Genomic DNA, 20,033 nt, shown 5'->3' with positions numbered 1-20,033 from the left:
CCTCTCCACACTTGTGGGAGAGGGGTGAGGGGAGAGGGGCTTTTGGCTTTCGATGCGAAGAGCGCCCTCTCCTCCGACCCTTCTCCCGCCATGCGGGAGAGGGGAGTCTGCTGACCGGGAGATTTCCGCGTGGATCACCTTCACCTCGCCGCCAACTGGGCCGATGTCCGCCGCCGGGTGGACGAGGCCTGCCGTGCCGCCGGGCGCGACCCGTCCGAAGTCTCCATCCTGCCGGTCAGCAAGACCTTCGACGCCGACGTGGTGCGCGCGGCGGTGGCGCTTGGCCTGCACCGCTTCGGCGAGAACAAGGTGCAGGAGATTCGCGACAAGTCCGGCCCGCTGGCCGACTGCGGCATCGCCTGGGTGGTGATCGGCCACCTGCAGACCAACAAGGCCAAGGACGTGGCGCGACTGGCCAGCGAGGTGCAGTCGCTGGACCGCCTCGAGCTGGCCGAGGCGCTGCATCGCCGCCTGCAGCTCGAAGGCCGCCGCCTCGACGTGCTGGTGCAGGTGAAAACCGCCCGCGAGGAAAGCAAGCACGGCCTGCCGCCCGCCGGACTGCCCGCCTTCCTCGACCATCTTGCGGCGCACTGCGACACGCTGCGCGTGCGCGGCCTGATGACCCTCGCCAGCCACAGCGACGACCCCGCCGAAGTGCGCGCCTGCTTCCGCCAATTGCGCGAATTGCGCGACGCCGCGGTGGCGCGTGGCCACGACCTGCCGCGGCTTTCCATGGGCATGAGCGGCGATTTCCCGCTGGCGATCGCCGAGGGTGCCACCGAGGTGCGCATCGGCAGCGCGATCTTCGGGCGCCGCCCGGCGCCGGCCAATCCCTGAAACAGGCCGGAAATCAGGCGCCTGGGCGCCCCGATTCCGGGCTGGTGGCGGCAACTTCCGGAAAAACCAGCTGTTTTCAGAATGTGACAGGTGTGGCGGTGTTTGCGAACGACGGGGTTCAGTTAACCTCGATCCAACAACCTGACGGATTCGTCTTGGTAAGTTCACCCCTTCGTCACGTCACCCGCATGCTTGGTGGCGCCTCCGTGAACCGTAGGGGTTACCGCCTCATGCCAATCCAGCGACTGACCGGTATAGCTGCGCTCGTTCCGATGCTGCTGCTGGCCACTCCCTCGCATGCGACGACCCATCGCGTCCAGAAGCACCACGTTCAGCCCCGTCATTCCCATGTCGTCGCTGCCAGGACCAGGGCTCCGGCCGACAACCGTTACTCGCTGGTCACCGGTGGCACCCTCGCAACCCCGCTGTCGCTGAACCCGCTGCCCGCCCTCAGCCCGATGCCGACGCTGACCTCGTCCGGCCTGAAGGGTTTTGGCGATGCCTCGGCGCCGGCCTTCGGCATCGAACACAGCCTGGTCGCGCCGGTGGCCGTTGCCCCGCTCGTGGCCGAGGTCGCCAAGGCGGCCGACAGCCGTGCGGAAGGCGACGCCGACCTGCAGGTCGACAACATCACCGACCTGCGCAAGTCGCTGGTCGAGCTGGCGATGAACCTGCGCAACGTGCGCTACGTGCGCGGCGGCAACAGCCCGTCCACCGGCTTCGACTGCAGCGGCTTCGTGCGTTATGTGTTCGCCCACGCGATCGGCGTGCAGTTGCCCGCCAACTCCGCCTCGCAGTTCCTCGCCGGCCTCAAGGTGAACCGCGCGGACATGAAGCCGGGCGACTTGGTGTTCTTCCATACCGGCGGCCGCCGCCACGGCGGCATCAGCCACGTGGGCATCTACATTTCCAACGGCCAGTTCATCCACGCGCCGACCTACGGCAAGCGGGTGCAGATCTCCAGCCTCGACGAGGCCTACTGGGCCAAGCGTTTCGTCGGCGCCAAGCGTCCCGACGGCATGCTGGCGCTGTCCGGTGGCGGCAACGGCTGATCCCGCCTTTTCCGCGTCGAGATGAAGCCGCCTCCCAGGGCGGCTTTTTCATGGGAGGCCATCTGCATCCACGACGCCTGACACATGGCCAGTCCCTGCGGCACTCGCTACGCTAGCGCATTGCCCTTGCCGCATGGGCATCGACGGAACCTTCCATGCCCAACCTCCCGCCGGTCACCCGCTACCTGCTGATCGCCAACGTGCTGGTGTTCGCGCTGCAGCAATTGCTGCCGGCCGCCAGTTCGCTGGCCCTGGTCGGCCATTTCGCGCTGTGGCCGCTGGGGCCGTCGCCCTACTCGAACGTCGCCGGCTTCGAGCCCTGGCAACTGGTCAGCTATGCGTTCATGCATGGCGGCTTCGAGCACATCCTGTTCAACATGTTCGGCCTGTACATGTTCGGCGGGGTGATCGAGCGCACCTTCGGTGCGCGCAACTACACGATCTACTACTTCGTCTGCGCGATCGTGGCGGCGGTGGCGCAACTCCTGGTGATGAAGTACTTCACGCATGGCTTCTATCCCACCATCGGTGCCTCCGGCGCGTTGTTCGGCCTGCTGCTGGCCTTCGGCATGCTGTATCCGCAGGAGAAGATGTTCCTGATCTTCCTGCCGATCCCGATGCCGGCGTGGCTGTTCGTGATCGGCTACGCGGCGGTGGAGCTGGTGATGGGCGTCACCGGCACGGAGGCCGGCGTGGCGCATTTCGCGCACCTCGGGGGCATGGTCGGCGGCTATGTCATGATCCAGTACTGGCGCGGCCGCCTGCCGCTGAAACCGCAGCGCCGGCTGTTGCGCTGAATCCACAGGGAAACCCATGAGCCAAGACCTGCAGCGCCGCCTCACGCCGCGCCACATCACCTTCATGGCGCTGGGCATGTGCATCGGCGCCGGGCTGTTCCTCGGCTCGGGCAGCACGATCAAGCTGGCCGGCCCTTCGGTGCTGTTCGCCTATGCGATCTGCGGCGCGATGATCTTCATCATCATGCGCGCGTTGGGCGAGATGGCCGCGCACGAACCCATCGCCGGCTCCTTCAGCGCCTATGCGCACAAGTACCTCGGGCCGTTCGCCGGCTACCTCACCGGCTGGAACTACTGGATCCTGATGATGGGCGTGGGCATCGTCGAGAGCACGGCGGTGGGCATCTACATGAAGACCTGGTTCCCCGGTTCGCCGCAATGGATCTGGGCCTTCGCCAGCGTGGCGATGATCGGCGGCCTCAACCTGCTGGCGGTGAAGGTATACGGCGAGCTGGAGTTCTGGTTCTCGCTGATCAAGGTGCTCACCGTGGTGGCGATGATCGCCGGCGGCTGCGCGATGATCTGGCTGGGCTGGGGCAACGGCGGCACGCCGACCGGCCTGTCCAACCTGTGGACGCACGGCGGCTGGTTCCCGCACGGCGTCAGCGGCATGGTGCTGGCGTTGCCGGTGCTGGTGTTCTCCTTCGGCGGCATCGAGACCATCGGCATGGCGGCGGCGGAAGCCGCGCAGCCGGAGCGCACCATCCCGCGCGCGGTGAACTCGGTGATCTGGCGCATCCTGATCTTCTACATCGGCTCGCTGTTCGTGATCATGGCGATCTACCCGTGGAACGCGCTGGACGCGAACAGCAGCCCGTTCGTCACCACCTTCGCGCGGCTGGGCATTCCCAGCGCGGCGGGGCTGATCAACTTCGTGGTGATCACCGCGGCGCTGTCCAGCTTCAACTCCACCACCTTCAGCGGCAGCCGCATGCTGCACAGCCTCGCCGGCAAGGGGCAGGCGCCGGCGGCGATGGGGCGCACCAGCGTGCAGGGCGTGCCGGTGCGCGGCGTGCTGGTGACCATGGCCTTCCTGCTGTTCGGCGTGCTGATGAACTACCTGGTGCCGGGGCGCATCTTCGGCATGATGATGTCCATCCTCGCCTTCAACACGGTGTGGACCTGGGGCATGGTGCTGGTGGCGCACTGGAGCTTCCGCCGCCGGCAGGCGCAGCCGCTGGGTTTCCGCCTGCGCGTGTGGCCGTTGTCCAGCGTGCTGTGCCTGGCCTTCCTCGCCTTCGTGTGGGTGATGCTGGGCTGCAGCCCCGACACCCGCGTGGCGCTCTACGTGGGCGTGGCGTGGATCGCCTTGCTCACCGTGGCGTATTACGCGTTCGGCATCGAGCGGCGCATGCGGCAGGTCGCAGCCTCGCTGTCCTGAAACCGGGCACTGGCTTGCCGTGATTGCGCAGGGCGCGTGCCTGCGTCGTGGCCGTGTGTCCGTCCGACGAATGTTTCCCTGCAGGAGTACCACCATGAAATCCCGTGCCGCCGTCGCCTTTGCCGCAGGCGAACCGCTGAAGATCGTCGAGATCGACGTCGAACCGCCGCGCAAGGGCGAGGTGCTGGTGAAGATCAGCCATACCGGCGTCTGCCACACCGATGCGTTCACGCTGTCCGGCGACGATCCGGAAGGCCTGTTTCCCTGCGTGCTCGGCCACGAGGGCGCGGGCGTGGTGGTGGAGGTGGGCGAGGGCGTGACCAGCGTGAAGCCGGGCGACCACGTGATCCCGCTGTACACCGCCGAGTGCGGCGAGTGCCTGTTCTGCAGGAGCGGCAAGACCAACCTGTGCACCGCGGTGCGCGCGACGCAGGGCAAGGGCGTGATGCCGGATGGCAGCAGCCGGTTCAGCTACAACGGCCAGCCGATCTACCACTACATGGGCTGCTCCACCTTCAGCGAGTACACCGTGGTCGCGGAGGTGTCGCTGGCCAAGGTCAACCCGCAGGCGAACCCGGAGCAGGTCTGCCTGCTCGGCTGCGGCGTCACCACCGGCATCGGCGCCGTGCACAACACGGCCAAGGTGCAGGAAGGCGACAGCGTGGCGGTGTTCGGCCTCGGCGGCATCGGCCTGGCGGTGGTGCAGGGCGCGCGCCAGGCGAAGGCCGGCCGCATCATCGCGGTCGACACCAACCCGGCCAAGTTCGAGCTGGCGCGGGCCATGGGCGCCACCGACTGCGTCAACCCGAAGGAACACGACAAGCCGGTCCAGCAGGTGATCGTGGAGATGACCGGCTGGGGCGTGGACCACAGCTTCGAATGCATCGGCAACGTCAACGTGATGCGCGCCGCGCTGGAATGCGCGCACCGTGGCTGGGGCCAGAGCGTGATCATCGGCGTGGCCGGCGCGGGGCAGGAAATCTCCACGCGTCCGTTCGAGCTGGTCACCGGCCGCAAGTGGATGGGCACCGCGTTCGGCGGCGTGAAGGGCCGCAGCCAGTTGCCCGGCATGGTCGAGGAGGCGATGAAGGGCGAGATCGAGCTGGCGCCGTTCGTCACCCACACGATGGGGCTTGAGCAGATCAACGAGGCCTTCGAGCTGATGCACGACGGCAAGTCGATCCGTTCGGTCATTCATTACTGAGGGCCGGGATTCGGGATTGGGGATACGGGATTCGCAAAAGCGCCAGCGAGCCCGTACGCTGCGGCTTGGCTCTACCGAATCCCGAATCCCGAATCTCGAATCCCATGCAACTGATAGAACACCGAGCCTGCTTCGGCGGCTGGCAGGACGTGTACCGGCACGCATCATCCGTGCTCGGCTGCACGATGAACTTCGCCGTCTACCTGCCGCCGCAGGCGGAAACGGAGCGGCTGCCGGTGCTGTACTGGCTGTCGGGCCTCACCTGCACCGAGCAGAATTTCATCGCCAAGGCCGGTGCGCAGCGCTACGCCGCCGAGCACGGCGTGATCGTGGTGGCGCCGGATACCAGCCCGCGCGGCGCGGGCGTGGCGGACGACCCGGCCTACGACCTGGGCCAGGGCGCGGGCTTCTACCTCAACGCGACGCAGCAGCTGTGGGCCGCGCACTACCGCATGCGCGACTACGTGGTGGACGAATTGCCCGCGCTGGTGGAGACGAATTTCCCCGCCAGCGATGCACGCGGCATCAGCGGGCATTCGATGGGCGGCCACGGTGCGTTGACGATCGCGCTGGGCAACCCGGGGCGCTACCGCAGCGTGTCGGCGTTTTCGCCCATCGTCGCGCCGGCGCAGGTGCCCTGGGGCGAGAAGGCCTTCACCGCCTACCTCGGGCCGGACCGCGCCGAATGGGTGCGCCACGACGCCACCGAATTGCTGAAGATCGCCACCGAACGCCTGCCCCTGCTGGTGGACCAGGGCGAGGCCGACGAATTCCTGGCCACCCAGCTCAGGCCGGAGCTGCTGCGCGAAGCGTGCGCGGAGGCGAACCATCCGCTGACCCTGCGCCTGCATCCGGGCTACGACCACAGCTACTACTTCGTGGCCAGCTTCATCGGCGAGCACATCGCCTGGCATGCGAGGGCGATGAAGTCTTGAAAGCCCCTCTCCCGCTTGCGGGAGAGGGGTTGGGGAGAGGGTGCTTTTGCCTCGACGCTAGAGCCAGTCCTCTCCCTCGGCCCCTCTCCCCCAAGTGGGCGAGGGGAGCAAAGCAAGCGGGAGAGGGGAGTATTGCGGTTGCTCAGCGCAGCGCGAGGAAATCCGGGCTGACCACGAAGCGCACCGCATCCAGGCGCAGCCGCGACTGCGGCAGGGCGGCCAGCAGGGCATCGCGTTCCGCCGCGACGGTGGCGATTTCCGCGGCGCTGATCGAAGGATTCACCGCGCGCAGCGCATGCAGGCGCGCCAGTTCCGCATCCAGCGTCGCGGCGGCTTCGGCGGTGGCCTCGTCTATCGTAGCCTGCGCGCGGGTGCGGGCGGCGGCCTCGGCCTTCTCCAGCATCGGCGGCACCAGCTTGGCGAGGAACTTGCGGTAGCGCGGCACCTCGATGTTGCGGTCGGCGGCCTTGCGCAGCGCGATGTCGCTGGCCTGGAAATCCGCGCGTTCGGCGAGCCGGGTGTCGATGGCGACCGTGATCGGCAGTGCGGGCAGGAACCGTTCCGCGTCGAGCCGGCGGTCGGCCACGCACTCCAGCACGAACACCGTCTGCAGCAGCGCGCTGCGCGGCGGCAGCATGTCATCCACCATGAAGGCGGCATTGCCCTGTTCGCCGGAGAGCGCGAGGTCGAGCGCGCCGGCGACCATCGGATGGTCCAGCCGCAGCAGCGGCAGTTCCTCGCGCGCCAGCGCCACGGCGCGGCTGAAGGTGGCCGACAGCGGGCCTTCGGCGAAGCCGGGCAGGGCGTCGGTGGAGAGGTACTGCGGATCGAGCAGCAGCACCTTGCCGCCCAGTTCCTCGGCATGGATGCCGTAGCCTTCCAGCAGGCGCTGCACGAAGGCGTCGCGCGCCGGGTCGTCGTCCTCGCGGCGGAACGCGCGCTCCAGCTCGTCGGCGTGCGGGTCGCGGCTGGCCGCCAGTTCCAGCAGGTGGTCGCGGCCGGCGCGGATCAGTTCGGCCATCTGTTCGTGCGCGGCGCGGGTTTCCGCCAGCAGCACGTCGAGCTCCTGGTCACGGCCGTCGTCGCCACGCGCGTGCTGGCCGGCCAGCCGCGCCAGCGTGTCGCCATAGCGGCGCAGCAGCTCGCGGCCGTCGGCGGGGCTGTGGCGGAACGCGTCCACGCCTTCGTCGTACCAGCGCGCCAGCACGTGCTGCGCGCTGTCGGCCACGGCGAGGACGTGGATGCCGATGTCGTGGGCCTGGCCGATGCGGTCGAGGCGGCCGATGCGCTGCTCCAGCAGGTCGGGGTCCAGCGGCAGGTCCCACAGCACCAGCCGGTGCGCGAACTGGAAGTTGCGGCCTTCCGAACCGATCTCCGAGCACAGCAGCAGGCGCGCGCCGTCAGGCTGGGCGAAGTAGGCCGCGTTGCGGTCGCGCTGCACGATGCCCAGGCCTTCGTGGAAGCGCGCGATGCCGGCGCCGGTGCGCGTGCGCAGGGCTTCCTCCAGCGCCAGCACCTTGGCCTGGCTGCGGCAGATCAGCAGGAACTTGTCCTGCGGGTGCGCGTCGAGCAGGTCGACCAGCGCGGCCAGGCGCGGGTCGTTCGCATAATCGTGTTCCAGCACCGGCGGCGGCTGCTGGATGTCGGCATGGAATTCGGCCAGCAACGACTGGCGCGTGGCTTCGTCGAGGTCGCCGGCGTCCAGTACGTGCCACTGCGGCACGCGCTGCGGGAAACCGCCGATGCCGGCGCGGCGGTTGCGGAACATCGCGCGGCCGGTGCCGTGGCGGTCGATCAGCGCGGCGAGGATCTCGCGCGCGTGCTCCGGCCTGGTGGTGTCGGCAAGCCGCGCCTCCAGCGCGGCGTCGCCGGCGAAGGCGGTGCGCAGCATGGCGAGTTCGGCACCGTCCAGCGCCTCGCCGTCGAGCAGCTTGTCGGCCACCTGCGACAGCGGCTGGAAGCGCTCGGCCTCGGCGAGATAGCCGTCGAGGTCGTGGTAGCGCTGCGGATCGAGCAGGCGCAGGCGGGCGAAATGGCCGCTGCGGCCCAGTTGTTCCGGCGTGGCGGTGAGCAGAACCACGCCGGGCGTCTTCGCGGCCAGCTGTTCCACCAGCGTGTAGCGCGGACTGGCGGTCTCCGGCGTCCATGCGAGGTGGTGCGCCTCGTCCACCACCAGCAGGTCCCAGGGCGCCTCCAGCAACTGCTGCGCGCGCTTCGGATTCGCCTCGAGGAAGGCGAAGTCGGCGATCACCAGTTGTTCGTCCTCGAAGGGGTTGCCGCCGGTCGGCGTGCCTTCGTCGCCCTGCGTCAACGCCTCGCAGCGCTCCTCGTCGTAGATCGCGAAGCTGAGGTTGAAGCGCCGCAGCAGTTCCACGAACCACTGGTAGACCAGCGTGTCGGGCAACAGCAGCAGCACGCGCGAAGCGCGGCCGGTGGCGAGCTGGCGCGCCACGATCATGCCCGCCTCGATGGTCTTGCCCAGGCCCACCTCGTCGGCCAGCAGCACGCGCGGCGGCCGGCGCGCGGCGGCGATGCCGGCCACGCGCAACTGGTGCGGCACCAGGCCGATGCGCGCGGCGCCCAGGCCCCAGGCCGGCGAGCGGCGTGCCTCGGCGCGGCGGCGCAGGCCTTCCACGCGCAGCTCGAACTGCGCCACCGCATCGGTGCGCCCGCCGATCAGGCGGTCGTCGGCCTGGCTCACGCTCTGCTCGTCGTCGAGCTGGCCCTCGTGCAGCTCGCGGCCCTCGCCGCGATAGATCAGCAGGTCCTCGCGGATCTCCACCTGCTCGACCAGGAACGCGATGCCCTTGCCGGCTACGCGCTGCCCAGCGCGGAACTCGGCGCGCACCAGCGGCGCGGAATCCACCGCGTAGGGCCGCAGCACGCCGGCCTTGGCGAACAGCACCTGCACGCCGCGCCCTTCGACGCGCAGCACGGTGCCGAGGCCGAGCTCGGGCTCGGCGGTGGAGATCCAGCGTTGACCAGGTACGAACATTGCACAGCCGCGTCGATTCAAGGGTTGGCAATTATCCGCGTTGCGGCCCTGGATGGACAGCGAGGGAGGCGCGGGTATTTGCGGACGGGGCGCCCTGGCGCAGGTTCCGCATCGCCCGCGCAGCGGCGTCGTTTTCCACTCGTCGGCGAAATCCTTCCGCTGATCGTCTGCCCTCTGGCGGCGGCGATGGCGACGAGTAGATTGCGCACCCGTACGCAAAGGGGGAGGGGTACATGCGCGTCCCGCTGCACTCGCAAGAAGATGCGAATTCCGGTGCATTGCGCCGTGCCCGCGGCTTCACCATCGTCGAGCTGATGATCACGGTCGCCGTGGCGGCGATCCTGCTGATCATCGCGGTGCCGAGCTTCAACAACATCATCAACACCAACCGGCTCAACACGGCGGTCAACGCCATGGTCGGCGCGCTCAACAGTGCGCGGATGGAAGCGATCAAGCGCAACGGTTCCGTGCAGTTCTGCAGCAACTCGGCCTCCAGCAACAACGGCACCGTCAGCGACACCTTGAGTACGGCCTGTGGCACCAGCAGCGGGGCGGTATTGGCGCTCACCGGCAGTACGGCCACGCCGGTGCTGGCCTCGCCGAGCCAACTGGTGATTTCCTCGCTGCAGATACGCGGCACCATCGCGGCGATCCGCTTCGACGGGCAGGGGTTGGGCTATGCCCCCGGCTCGACCACGCCCTACGACACCACCACCGCGGGCGCTCCGGTCGTGGACATCTGCTCGACGGCGTTGACGACCGACAACGACATCCAGATCGACATGGCCACCGGCACCATCATCACCACGACCGATCCCAGCACGGTGACCTGCCCATGAGCCAGTGCATGCAACCTGTCCGTGCCCGGTCCGGGCAAAGCACCGGCCTGCGCCGGACGGCGGCCAGCCAGGCCGGCGTGGGCCTGATCGAAGTGCTGGTGGCCGTGCTGGTGTTGTCCATCGGGTTCGTCGGCATCGCCGCGCTGCAGGCGCGCTCCCTCTCCACCAACAACAGCGCGCTGGCGCGCAGCATGGCCACGGTGGCCAGCTACTCCATCCTCGATGCCATGCGCGCCGACCTCACCAATGCAGTGGGCGGTGCCTACAACCAAACCGTCAAGGCGAATGCCTGCCCGTCGGCGTCGGGGAGCCTGGCGAACGCGCAACTCAACCAGTGGTGCTCCGTGGACCTTGCGCAACTGGGCGTCAGCGGCAGCACCAGCGGCAGCATCACCTGCACGGCCGCGCCCGGGACCACGACCGCTTATTGCACCGTCACCGTTCAGTTCGACGACAGCCGTGCCGGCCTGGCCAGCAGCACGACCCAGCAAGTCGTCACGCAGGCCATGCTATGAGCGACCCGCACATGATCCAGGGCTGGCAACGACATGGCGCACGGCGTGTGCGCGGCTTCACGCTGATCGAGCTGATGGTGGCGATGCTGCTCGGCCTGATCGTGATCGGTGGCGTCACCAGCGTGTTCCTGGCCGGCCAGCAGACCTATCGCGCCAACGAGGCGCTGGGCGACGTGGAGGACGGCTCGCGCACGGCCTTCGAGATGCTGGCGCGCGACCTGCGCTATGCGGGAAACACGGGCTGCGACAACACCACCGGCCGCATCGCCAACGTGATCAACGGCAACAGCACGCTCTGGTACGCCAACTGGGCCCTTCCGCTGGAGGGCTTCGACGATGCCAGCGCGGACCCCGCGTTGACCGGCATCACCGGCTCCACCGGCGTGCCGGTCAAGGGCACCAGTTCGGTGCACATACTCAGCACGGTCAACGCGGATGTCTCGGTGGGCAGCGCATCGGGCAGCCCGACGAGCTTCAACACCAACGCGGCGAGCACGGAACTGGCCGCGGGCGACATCATCATGGTGTGCGATTTCGACCATGCCACGCTCCTGCAGGTCGCCTCGTACAGCGGCACGTCGGTCGGGTACAACGCCACCACCACGCCGGCGCCGGGCAACCTCTCCACCGGGCTGGGCTACCCCGTCGTCTACAGCAGCACCGGCAATTCGTACACCTTCCTGCCCAATGCGCACGTGGGGCTGATGACCGCGGTTGACTGGTACATCGGCACCAATGCCCTGGGTGGCCAGTCGCTGTACCGGCTGCCGGTGACCTACACCGCCGCCGGCGCCTCCGTGGCAACGCCTCAGGAAATGGTGCGCAACGTCACCAAGATGACGATTGGCTACCTGCAGCCGTCGGGCACGGCCTTTACCACGGCGACCGCCGTGGCCGGCAACTGGGCGCAGGTCAATGCCGCCCAGGTCACGATCACCTTGCAGAGCACGAACGCGCGCGCCAGCGTCAACAATGCCGCGCCCATCGTGCGCTCGTTCACCTCGACCACCACCATGCGCAACCGGGTGCTATGAAATGACCGCGCCGACCGTTCCCCGCAGGCATCGTATCCGCGCGTTGCAGGCAGGCGCACGCGCGCAGCGCGGCATCGCGCTGGTGGTGGCGTTGATCCTGCTGGTGTTGATCACCCTGGTGGGCCTGGCGGCCATGCACGGCACCATCATGCAGCAGCGCATGGCGTCCAACCAGTACGACCGCGAGCAGGCGTTCCAGAGCGCCGAGGCGGCGGTGCGCGTCGCCTCGGCGATGATCGTCACCACGCCCTCGGTCATCTGGCACAACTGCCAGGCCGGTGGCATCACCTGCCTGCCCAACCCGTTCAGCGACCCGAGCCTGACCAGCACGAACATCAACACCGTGGCCGCCGGCACGTCGACGGGGCAATACACCGCCACTTCTACGGCCTACGGGCAGCCGCAGTTCGTGGTGGAGAACATGGGCAACTGGGTGGACCAGACCACAAGCACCGGCTTCGGCAGCACGGCCAACTCGCGCAACTACGGCGTGCAGGGCGCCTCCGGCACGGCGGTGTACTACCGCATCACCGCGCGCAGCGGCGATCCCGCCGTGGTGGGCGACCGCGCCGTGGTCACCGTCCAGGCCATCGTCAAGCAGGGCTGATTGGCAACATCGCATCACAACGGCAGGTGCGGCGGGCGAATGTCGCGCGTCGCAAGCATCCAGGGTGGAAACATCATGAAAACGGCATCGTCGCTGCACCATCACCATGCCCGTGCCTTCGGCCGGCTGCTGGGTATCGCGCTTGGCGTCTGGCTGTTGGGCAGCGTCTATGCACCGGCCGTGATGGCGAGTGGTGGTGGCCTGTCCCCCGCAATGGCCGCGCTGGCGGCGGCATCGCCGGCCTCGTCGTCGTCGTCGTCGCCGGCGTCATCGTCGTCGTCGTCAACGGTCACGGTGGATCAGCAGCCGGTGACGGTGCAGCCGACGATTCCGCCGGACATCGTGCTGATGCTCGACGACTCGGGGTCGATGGCGTGGGACTATATGCCCGACTGGGGCTACATGACGTCCTCGTCCGGCAATGGCAGCCCGAGCAACGACCAGGCGCGCAATTCGGCGATCAACGGCGTGTACTACAACCCGAACATCACCTATACGCCGCCACCCAAGGCAGACAGTACGGCAACCACTCCGGATCTTTACCCCAATTCGCCCGGGCTGACCAACGCTTATGCGGATGGTTTTACCAATACGAACGCGACGGACATAACTAAATATAAGAGCCCGAGCGAGAATTTTCCGTATTACACGAGATTCTTGGTGACGGTGGTTACCACCTACGCAGCCACGGGAACGACGATTTATGCTGCCTGCCCGAACGGGACTACGACGGTCGGCAGCAACCCGCCCCAGTGTTATTCGTGTCCGAGTGGGTATTCGCTGCATAGCAGCAGTGGCTCGTACACGTGCAAGAAAAGCGGTTCTAGCAACCAATCCCCCACTATCACCACTCCGACTTCGTCAACGACCTATTCCTGCAACAGCGGCGACACGCTGAGTGGAACCACTTGCTCGCACAGCGGCCAAGTCTACAAGTACTATTTCACCTACACGACGGGTTCCGCCAATACCGAGTATTACGTGGGCGCGACCGGTACCTGTGCGCTGCTTTCGACGGCGAGTCCAGCTGTAAGCACAAGTTTGTGCGATGAAACCGCGACCACCCAGCAGAACGTGGCCAACTGGTTCTCCTATTACAGCACGCGCATACGCATGGCCAAGAGCGGCCTCATGACGGCGTTCTCCACGGTCAGCAAGGACTTCCGTGTCGGATTCGGTTCGATCGACGGCGGTTGCAATGGCGACGCCAGCAACTTGCCTTCGACGGCTTCTTCGTCGGCGTATTCGTACACGGACAGCTACGACTGTGGCAATGGCGGTTCCACAACGAACTACATTGCCTTTGTGCAACCTTTTGGCGATGGCTCTTCCAGTACCGACCAGAAAAACGGTTTCTGGAACTGGGCGGCGGCATTGAGCCCTAGCGGTGGTACACCGTTGCGCATGGCGCTTTCTGAAGTCGGTCACTATTACCAGACTTCTCAGCCCTGGACGACGATGTCGAGCGATCCAAACGCGGGAACCCAAAATCCCCCTTCGAACATTGCCTGTCGCCAGGCCTACACCATCCTGACCACCGACGGCTTCTGGAACGAGAGTTACAGTCTGTCAGATTCGTCGACCATAAGCGGCGCCAGCAATGCCGTATGGCCGTCCATTTCCGGGCCGAATGGCCAGTCGTGGCCGGCCACGGCAAACAGCAAGCCGCCTGCACCTTATTCAGGCGGGCTCACGAGCAGCAGCAACGGACCGTCACTTGCCGACGTAGCCCTGTACTACTGGGAAAACGATCTGCAGACGGGTTTCTCCAATGAGGTGCCGACCAGCACGCAGGATCCGGCTTTCTGGCAGCACATGGTCACCTTCACCATGGGCTTGGGCTTCACGCCCACGGGTATCACCCCAACGACGGCCACGACACAGCAGATCTTCAATTGGGCCGCAGGTGGTACGGCAATCAGCAACTTCAGCTGGCCCACGCCATCACCCAGCAACAATGGCTCGATAAACAACATTGCGGATCTGGAACATGCAGGCGTGAACGGTCACGGCGGTTTCTATTCCGCGACCAGTCCGCAGACGTTTGCCAGCGGCCTGACCGATGCCTTGAACCGTGCCGCCGAGCGCGTGGGTACCGGTGCCAGTTTGGCAGCCAATTCGACCCAGCTTACCAATGGCACGGTGGCCTATCAGGCGAACTACTACACCGTGAAGTGGACTGGTGACTTGAAGGCCTTGTCGATCAATTCGAGCACAGGGGCGATCAGCACGACACCCACCTGGTCGGCGGTCACGGAACTGGCGACGCTTGGCTCGACCAGTGGCAGCGTCACCACTTACGGTAGTCGCAAAATTTATACCTACAACCCGAGTGCAGCATCGGGTTCGCAGTTCCCGGCTTTCAAGAGTAGTGGCACCACCCCACCATCCTTGTCCAGCACCGAGCTGTCTGCACTAGGCAGTTCGGCAACAGCGCAGGCGGCGATGGTGAATTACCTGCGTGGCGACAACACGCAGGAAGAGGCGAACAGTGGCGCTTTCCGCACCCGCACCACGCCCCTAGGGGACATCGTGGATTCGCAGCCGGTGTATTCCGGCGTGCCCAATCCCAACGAATTCGAGAACCAAGTGTTTACCGGCATGAGTAACACCGCAACCACCGGCGATAATTCCTTCCAGGGGTTTGCTGTGGGTACGACCAATGCCACGACGGGCGTTTCCACCCCCAGCTCGGCATCCACCCGCACGGCGCTGGTCTTCGTTGCAGCCAATGACGGTATGTTGCACGCCTTCAATGCAAGCACCGGCGTGGAGGTTTATGCCTATCTGCCGGGGGCGGTCATCACTGCAGGGCTGTCAAACCTGTCCGATCCCACGTATGGTTCAAGCACGACAACCACCGCGCCACACCAGTATTACAACGATGGCGAGTTGACGATTGCGGACGCCTACTTCGGCTCGGCCTGGCATACCGTATTGGTGGGCACGACGGGGCGCGGTCTGGCCAAGGCCGTCTATGCGCTGGACATCACTAATCCGAACAGCATTACTCCTTTGTGGGAGCGCTCCGCCGGAGATGGGGATACCAACAGCGGCTACATCGGCCAGATGGTGGGCAAGCCGGTGATCGCCCAGGTGGCAGATGGCAACTGGCAGGTGCTGATCGGCAACGGCTACAACAGTGCGAACGGCACGGCGGCGCTGCTGGAGTTCGAACTGGACAATGGCACGCTCAACGTGCATACGACGGACTCGACCGCCGCCAACGGCCTTGCCGCACCGGTAGCCTGGATGGACAACCCCGCCAAGGGCATCAGCACGAAGGCCTACGCGGGCGATCTGGCCGGGCGTGTATGGGAGTTCACACTGGACGATGTTGCCAACACGACCACCGGTACGCCCCCCGACACGACGACGACGACCACCTATACGGTCGACCTAACCGCTGCGGGGGTGAAGGAGTTCACGGCTACCGATCCCAGTGGCAATGCGCAGCCCATCACGGGGGGCATGCTCGCCGGCAGCGATCCGACGACCGGCAACGTGTGGGTGTTCTTCGGCACTGGCCAGTACCTGAGCAGCGGTGACCTAACCAACGACCAGGTGCAGAGCTGGTACGGCCTGATCGTGGAGCCAGGATCGAATCCATCGACGCTCCCCAGCCTGCCGACGACGACATCGAGTGGCAACATGGTGCAGCGCTATATCACTTACGAGCAGGACGGCGACCCCTCGGCCAATCCGCCAACAGTGGGCGTGCGACTTGTATCGACCTTGCCTACGCCCAGCGACATGACCGGCAAGCTGGGCTGGTACATGAACCTTGAGCAGCCCGTCACCGACAGCAACGGCGACCTGACCGGTGGCAACGCGCAGGGCGAGCGCATGGTCACTCCCAACCAGTTCGAGGGCAATCTGTTGCTGGGCACCACGCGCATCCCTGCTGCGGCCGCCAATGCCGACATATGCAATTCGTCGGGCAGTGGCTGGGTGATGGCGGTTGACCCGTTCACCGGCACAAACCCCACGGGAGCATTCTTCCTGCCCAATGGCAGCAGTGGTACGGTCACCGTCAAGATCGGTGGCAAGACGGTGACGGAAGCGGTGGCGGGCGTGGGCTTCAGTTCGCTCCCCAACAATCCGATCTTCGTGGGCAGCGACATGCTGATGAGCTTCGACAACGGCAGCACATCCAGCCTGAGCACTTCGGGCGCCATGGGCATACCGCAGCGTGTTTCCTGGCAGGAACTGGTGAATCCATGAGTGGCATCGACATGAATGAAAGCGATCGCATGGCTTCGGCGCAGGCGGGTTTCACCCTGATCGAATTGCTGGTGGTGGTGGCGATCATCGCGGTCCTCGCGGCGATTGCGCTTCCCTCGTACAAGAACTACGTGGTCAAGACCAACCGGGCCGCGGCCGAAGGTTGCCTGTCCGAGTACTCGAACTACATGGAGCGCTTCTACACCACCAACCTGAGCTACTCGTACAGTCCCGCATCCGGTGCCACCGTCGCCACGCAGAACCCGGTCACGACCAGCCCGGCCTCGGTGACGCTGGACTGCGCAACGGCATCGCAGACCGGCAGCAACTACACGTACACCGTGCCGTCGTCTTCGTCGGCGGCGTATACCCTGCAGGCCATGCCGACCGGTGCGCAGCTCACGCGCGATACGCAATGCGGAGCGCTGACGCTGGATCAGGCCGGCAACCGCAACATCGGTGCGAATGGCACGACTGCCACGGGCACCGTCGAGCAGTGCTGGGGCGGTTGACGCTCGCGACCGGAAAACCCCGCTCCGCATGGGAGAGGGGTTGGGGCGAGGGTATGTGCGAAGCGCATCGTTGAATCCTGTGCAGGATTCATCCGCGCGCTTTGCCATGCCTTCACCCGGTCCCCGGGCCACCTTCATTCGGTACATCCACGCGCTTTCCCTTGCGTGCGGCCCGTGCCACGCAAGCCGGTACTCCTGGCGACTCGCCTGCCGGTGAGGGAAGGGCGCGGCCGAAGCCGATCAGGCTCCCCGGCGAAAAACCATTCAGCAGGCGCGCCTCGTGCCGTTCGTCGGCAATTCCCTGCCGCCCATCATCGCAAGTACTTGACGTAATAATTTACGAAGCTAGCCTGCATGGCCACTGCTACAAGGGGTGGTCATGCAAGTTCAGCCGCGGCACCGGGGTTTTGCCACGAATGGTGTGGGGCGCGTCACCGGCCAGGGGCCGGTGCGCCGGCGTCCGCACGGCTTCACCATCGTCGAGCTGATGGTCACGCTGGCGGTGGCGGCGATCCTGCTGGCGATCGCCGTGCCTAGCTTCCGCAACATCACGCTCGCCAACCGGCTCGATACCGCCGCCAATGGCCTCGTCAACGCGATCAGCGTCGCGCGCATGGAGGCGGTCAAGCGCAACGCCGGCACGCAGTTTTGCAGCAACTCGGCCGCTGCGAACACCGGCGATGCGCTCGGCGGCGCCTGCGGCACCGAAGTCGGGGCGGTGTGGGCCCTGGGCAACGGCGAGGCCAGCCAGGTGCTTGCCGGCCCGACCAACCTGGTGCAGCCCCTGCAGTTCAACGGCGATGTGACGGCATTGCGTTTCACCGCGCAGGGTCTGGCGCGGCAGGCGGGTGCCGGCGTGCCTTTCGGCGACCAGGTGGCGGACATCTGCACCAGCCGGATGAGCCAGGACAACCACCGCATCATCACCATGCGGGCCGGCTCGGTCCTCGCCACCACGACCAGCAGCGGAGCATGCCCTTCGCCATGAACGGAATGATCGTGTCCCGGCGGCGCGTAGCACGCGCGTTGCCCAGATGCCGGCAGGCCGGCGTCGGCCTGATCGAGGTGCTGGTGGCGGTGCTGCTGCTTTCCATCGCCTTCCTCGGCATCGCCGCGTTGCAGGGGCGTTCGCTGTCCACCAACAACAGCGCGATGGCGCGCAGCCTCGCCACCATCGCGAGCTATTCGATCCTCGACGCCATGCGCGCGGACCTCGGCAACGCGCGGGCGGGCAGCTACAACCGCACGGGCAGTTCCAAGATCACCGCCAACGCCTGCCCGGATGCCTCGGGCTCGATGGCCGAGGCCCAGTTGGGCCAGTGGTGCGCGCAGCTCGGGCAGGGGCTGGGCGCGGTGGAGACCACCTCGGGGCAGGTTGCCTGCACGGACGTCGGCGCCACCGCCGATTGCACCGTCACCATCACCTTCGACGACAGCCGCGCGGGCGTGGGCGGCAGCAGCGTCCAGACCGTCGCCACCAGGGCCATGCTATGAACCGTCGTGCGCCCGCGGGCTTCACCCTGATCGAATTGATGGTGGCCATGCTGCTCGGCCTGGTCGTCATCGCCGGCGTGACCAGCGTCTTCCTTGCCAACCAGCGCGCCTATCGCACCAGCCAGGCGCTGGGGGACGTGCAGGACAACACGCGCATGGCCTTCGAGATGATGGCGCGCGACATCCGCGATGCCGGCCTCACGGGTTGCAGCAACGACGGGCGCGTGGCCAACGTGCTCAACAACGGCCCGGCCGCGGGCGGCAGCGTCTGGTGGGCGAACTGGGACAACGCGCTGATGGGGTATGGCGGCAGCCAGGCCGACCCGGTGACCAGCACCGGTACGGGCGTGGGCCAGCGGGTGGCTGGCACCGATTCGTTGATGCTGCTGGGCGGCGAAGGCCTGGGAGCGAGCGTGCAAGCGAATGCCGAGCCGGCGGCCACGTTCACCTTCAACGAGGCCAGTTCCGATTTCAAGACGGGCGACGTGCTGCTGGTGTGCGACCCGGACCACGCCGCGCTGGTGCAGGCCACCGGCCTGGCGGCGGGGGCCATCAGCCATGCGGGCACGGGCGGCTCGCCGGGCAACTGCACCGCCGACCTCAACTACCCCACGGTGTGCAGCAGCTCGTCCAGCTACGTGTTCGCCACGAATGCGCAGGTCACCCGGCTGCGCGCGGCCCACTGGTACGTCGGCAACAACCCGGACAGCAGCCGTTCGCTGTACCGCGTGGGCCTGGTCAACACCGGCGGCGAGCCGAAGCCCACGGCGGAGGAGATGGTGCGCGGCGTGACCGGCATGAGCATCGCCTACCACCAGTCGGGCAATGCCGGCTTCGTGGCGGCCGGCAGCGTGGGCAACTGGGCGCTGGTCGATGCCGTGCAGGTGCACCTGTGGCTGGAAAGCGCCGACCAGCGCGCCGGTACCGACGACAGGGCGCTGCGGCGCGACTTCATCGCCACCACCACCGTGCGCAACCGGGTGAACTGACATGTCCCATTTCCGTCCGAACCTGCCGCTCCGTCGCCGGTCCATTCCGCCGCGCCCGGCGCAGTGCGGCATCGCGCTGGTGGTCGCCCTGCTGCTGCTGGTGGTGATCACGCTGGTCGGCCTGGCCGCCGTGCGCGGCACCATCATGCAGCAGCGGATGGCCGCCAACCTGTTCGACCGGCAGGTCGCCTTCCAGAGCGCCGAGGCGGCGATGCGCGCTGCCACCGCGCGCATCGCGGGCAACCCCGGCGACATCGCGCGCAACTGCCAGGCCGGCGGCGTGTTCTGCCAGGGCAACCCGTTCGACGATCCGAACCTGGACACCAGCAAGATCATCACGGTGAATTCGGGCACCGGCACCGGCCAGTTCGATGCCGGCGGGCTGGCGGCCAGCCAGCCGCAGTACGTCATCGAGAACATGGGCAACTGGTACAACCCGAGCACCAGCACCGGTTTCGGCCAGAGCGCCAATTCGCACAACTACGGCGCGCAGGGCACCTCCACCACGGCCGTGTATTACCGGGTCACCGCGCGCAGCGGCGATCCCGCCGTGGTGGGCGACCGTGCCGTGGTGGTGCTGCAGGCCATGATCAAGCAGGGCTGATCCACGCGCTTCCC

General features: G+C 66.8%; 17 protein-coding genes. 16 read left to right on the top strand and 1 reads right to left on the bottom strand.

Features of this window, described 5'->3' with window-relative positions:
- Positions 1-129 precede the first annotated feature (129 nt).
- From IHE47_RS04120 to fghA, 6 genes are all read left to right on the top strand, one after another.
- Positions 130-837 (top strand): YggS family pyridoxal phosphate-dependent enzyme, encoded by a 708-nt coding sequence (locus tag IHE47_RS04120; protein WP_192104541.1) that lies wholly within the window; start codon positions 130-132, stop codon positions 835-837.
- Positions 838-1,067: 230 nt separating this feature from the next.
- Positions 1,068-1,889, top strand: coding sequence for a C40 family peptidase (locus IHE47_RS04115; RefSeq protein WP_343227432.1), 822 nt, complete (start codon positions 1,068-1,070; stop codon positions 1,887-1,889).
- Positions 1,890-2,044: 155 nt separating this feature from the next.
- On the top strand, positions 2,045-2,686 hold the full coding sequence (locus tag IHE47_RS04110) for a rhomboid family intramembrane serine protease (protein WP_192104539.1): 642 nt from the start codon (positions 2,045-2,047) through the stop codon (positions 2,684-2,686).
- A gap of 16 nt (positions 2,687-2,702) precedes the next feature.
- Positions 2,703-4,067 carry an amino acid permease gene (locus IHE47_RS04105; protein ID WP_192104537.1) on the top strand — a complete coding sequence of 455 codons (1,365 nt, stop codon included), beginning with the start codon at positions 2,703-2,705 and terminating at the stop codon, positions 4,065-4,067.
- Positions 4,068-4,161: 94 nt separating this feature from the next.
- Entirely contained in the window at positions 4,162-5,271 is a 1,110-nt protein-coding gene (locus tag IHE47_RS04100) for an S-(hydroxymethyl)glutathione dehydrogenase/class III alcohol dehydrogenase (protein WP_192104535.1), read from the top strand.
- A 104-nt stretch (positions 5,272-5,375) separates the two neighbouring features.
- Positions 5,376-6,206: an S-formylglutathione hydrolase gene (fghA, locus tag IHE47_RS04095; protein ID WP_192104534.1), complete on the top strand. Its 831-nt coding sequence runs from the start codon at positions 5,376-5,378 to the stop codon at positions 6,204-6,206.
- Positions 6,207-6,348: 142 nt separating this feature from the next.
- Here the strand turns inward: fghA and rapA are convergent, their stop codons facing one another.
- Positions 6,349-9,201, bottom strand: coding sequence for an RNA polymerase-associated protein RapA (gene rapA / locus IHE47_RS04090; protein WP_192104532.1), 2,853 nt, complete (start codon positions 9,199-9,201; stop codon positions 6,349-6,351).
- Between the two features lie 233 nt (positions 9,202-9,434).
- On the opposite strand from rapA, the gene IHE47_RS04085 reads away from it, so the two are divergent.
- The 10 genes from IHE47_RS04085 to IHE47_RS04040 all read left to right on the top strand — a co-directional run bounded on the left by IHE47_RS04085 (position 9,435) and on the right by IHE47_RS04040 (position 20,019).
- A complete protein-coding gene (locus IHE47_RS04085; RefSeq protein WP_192104530.1) occupies positions 9,435-10,040 on the top strand; it encodes a GspH/FimT family pseudopilin in 606 nt (201 codons plus the stop codon).
- Between the two features lie 8 nt (positions 10,041-10,048).
- The gene (gene pilV, locus IHE47_RS04080) at positions 10,049-10,555 is read left to right on the top strand and encodes a type IV pilus modification protein PilV (protein ID WP_192104528.1); all 507 of its coding nucleotides are present in this window, start codon (positions 10,049-10,051) and stop codon (positions 10,553-10,555) included.
- Positions 10,552-11,589 (top strand): prepilin-type N-terminal cleavage/methylation domain-containing protein, encoded by a 1,038-nt coding sequence (locus tag IHE47_RS04075; RefSeq protein WP_225561611.1) that lies wholly within the window; start codon positions 10,552-10,554, stop codon positions 11,587-11,589. The genes pilV (IHE47_RS04080) and IHE47_RS04075 overlap by 4 nt, the downstream gene beginning before the upstream one ends.
- 1 nt (position 11,590) lies before the next feature.
- Positions 11,591-12,196 carry a PilX N-terminal domain-containing pilus assembly protein gene (locus tag IHE47_RS04070; protein WP_192104526.1) on the top strand — a complete coding sequence of 202 codons (606 nt, stop codon included), beginning with the start codon at positions 11,591-11,593 and terminating at the stop codon, positions 12,194-12,196.
- Between the two features lie 75 nt (positions 12,197-12,271).
- On the top strand, positions 12,272-16,420 hold the full coding sequence (locus tag IHE47_RS04065) for a PilC/PilY family type IV pilus protein (RefSeq protein ID WP_225561610.1): 4,149 nt from the start codon (positions 12,272-12,274) through the stop codon (positions 16,418-16,420).
- The gene (locus IHE47_RS04060) at positions 16,417-16,932 is read left to right on the top strand and encodes a type IV pilin protein (RefSeq protein WP_304625524.1); all 516 of its coding nucleotides are present in this window, start codon (positions 16,417-16,419) and stop codon (positions 16,930-16,932) included. The genes IHE47_RS04065 and IHE47_RS04060 overlap by 4 nt, the downstream gene beginning before the upstream one ends.
- 379 nt (positions 16,933-17,311) lie before the next feature.
- Positions 17,312-17,920, top strand: a complete 609-nt coding sequence (locus tag IHE47_RS04055) for a GspH/FimT family pseudopilin (RefSeq protein WP_192104524.1) — start codon at positions 17,312-17,314, stop codon at positions 17,918-17,920.
- 5 nt (positions 17,921-17,925) lie between these two features.
- Positions 17,926-18,426: a type IV pilus modification protein PilV gene (pilV, locus tag IHE47_RS04050; protein ID WP_192104721.1), complete on the top strand. Its 501-nt coding sequence runs from the start codon at positions 17,926-17,928 to the stop codon at positions 18,424-18,426.
- Entirely contained in the window at positions 18,423-19,415 is a 993-nt protein-coding gene (locus tag IHE47_RS04045; RefSeq protein ID WP_192104523.1) for a prepilin-type N-terminal cleavage/methylation domain-containing protein, read from the top strand. The genes pilV (IHE47_RS04050) and IHE47_RS04045 overlap by 4 nt, the downstream gene beginning before the upstream one ends.
- Position 19,416: 1 nt before the next feature.
- Complete coding sequence (locus tag IHE47_RS04040; RefSeq protein ID WP_225561609.1) at positions 19,417-20,019, top strand: PilX N-terminal domain-containing pilus assembly protein; 603 nt, start codon at positions 19,417-19,419, stop codon at positions 20,017-20,019.
- The last annotated feature ends 14 nt before the right edge of the window (positions 20,020-20,033 follow it).

The sequence above is a fragment of the Rhodanobacter sp. DHB23 genome (genome assembly GCF_014842975.1).
GTDB lineage: Bacteria > Pseudomonadota > Gammaproteobacteria > Xanthomonadales > Rhodanobacteraceae > Rhodanobacter_A.
The sequence above is the reverse complement of the archived record's forward strand: the minus strand, read 5'-3'. Positions and strand labels throughout refer to the sequence as shown.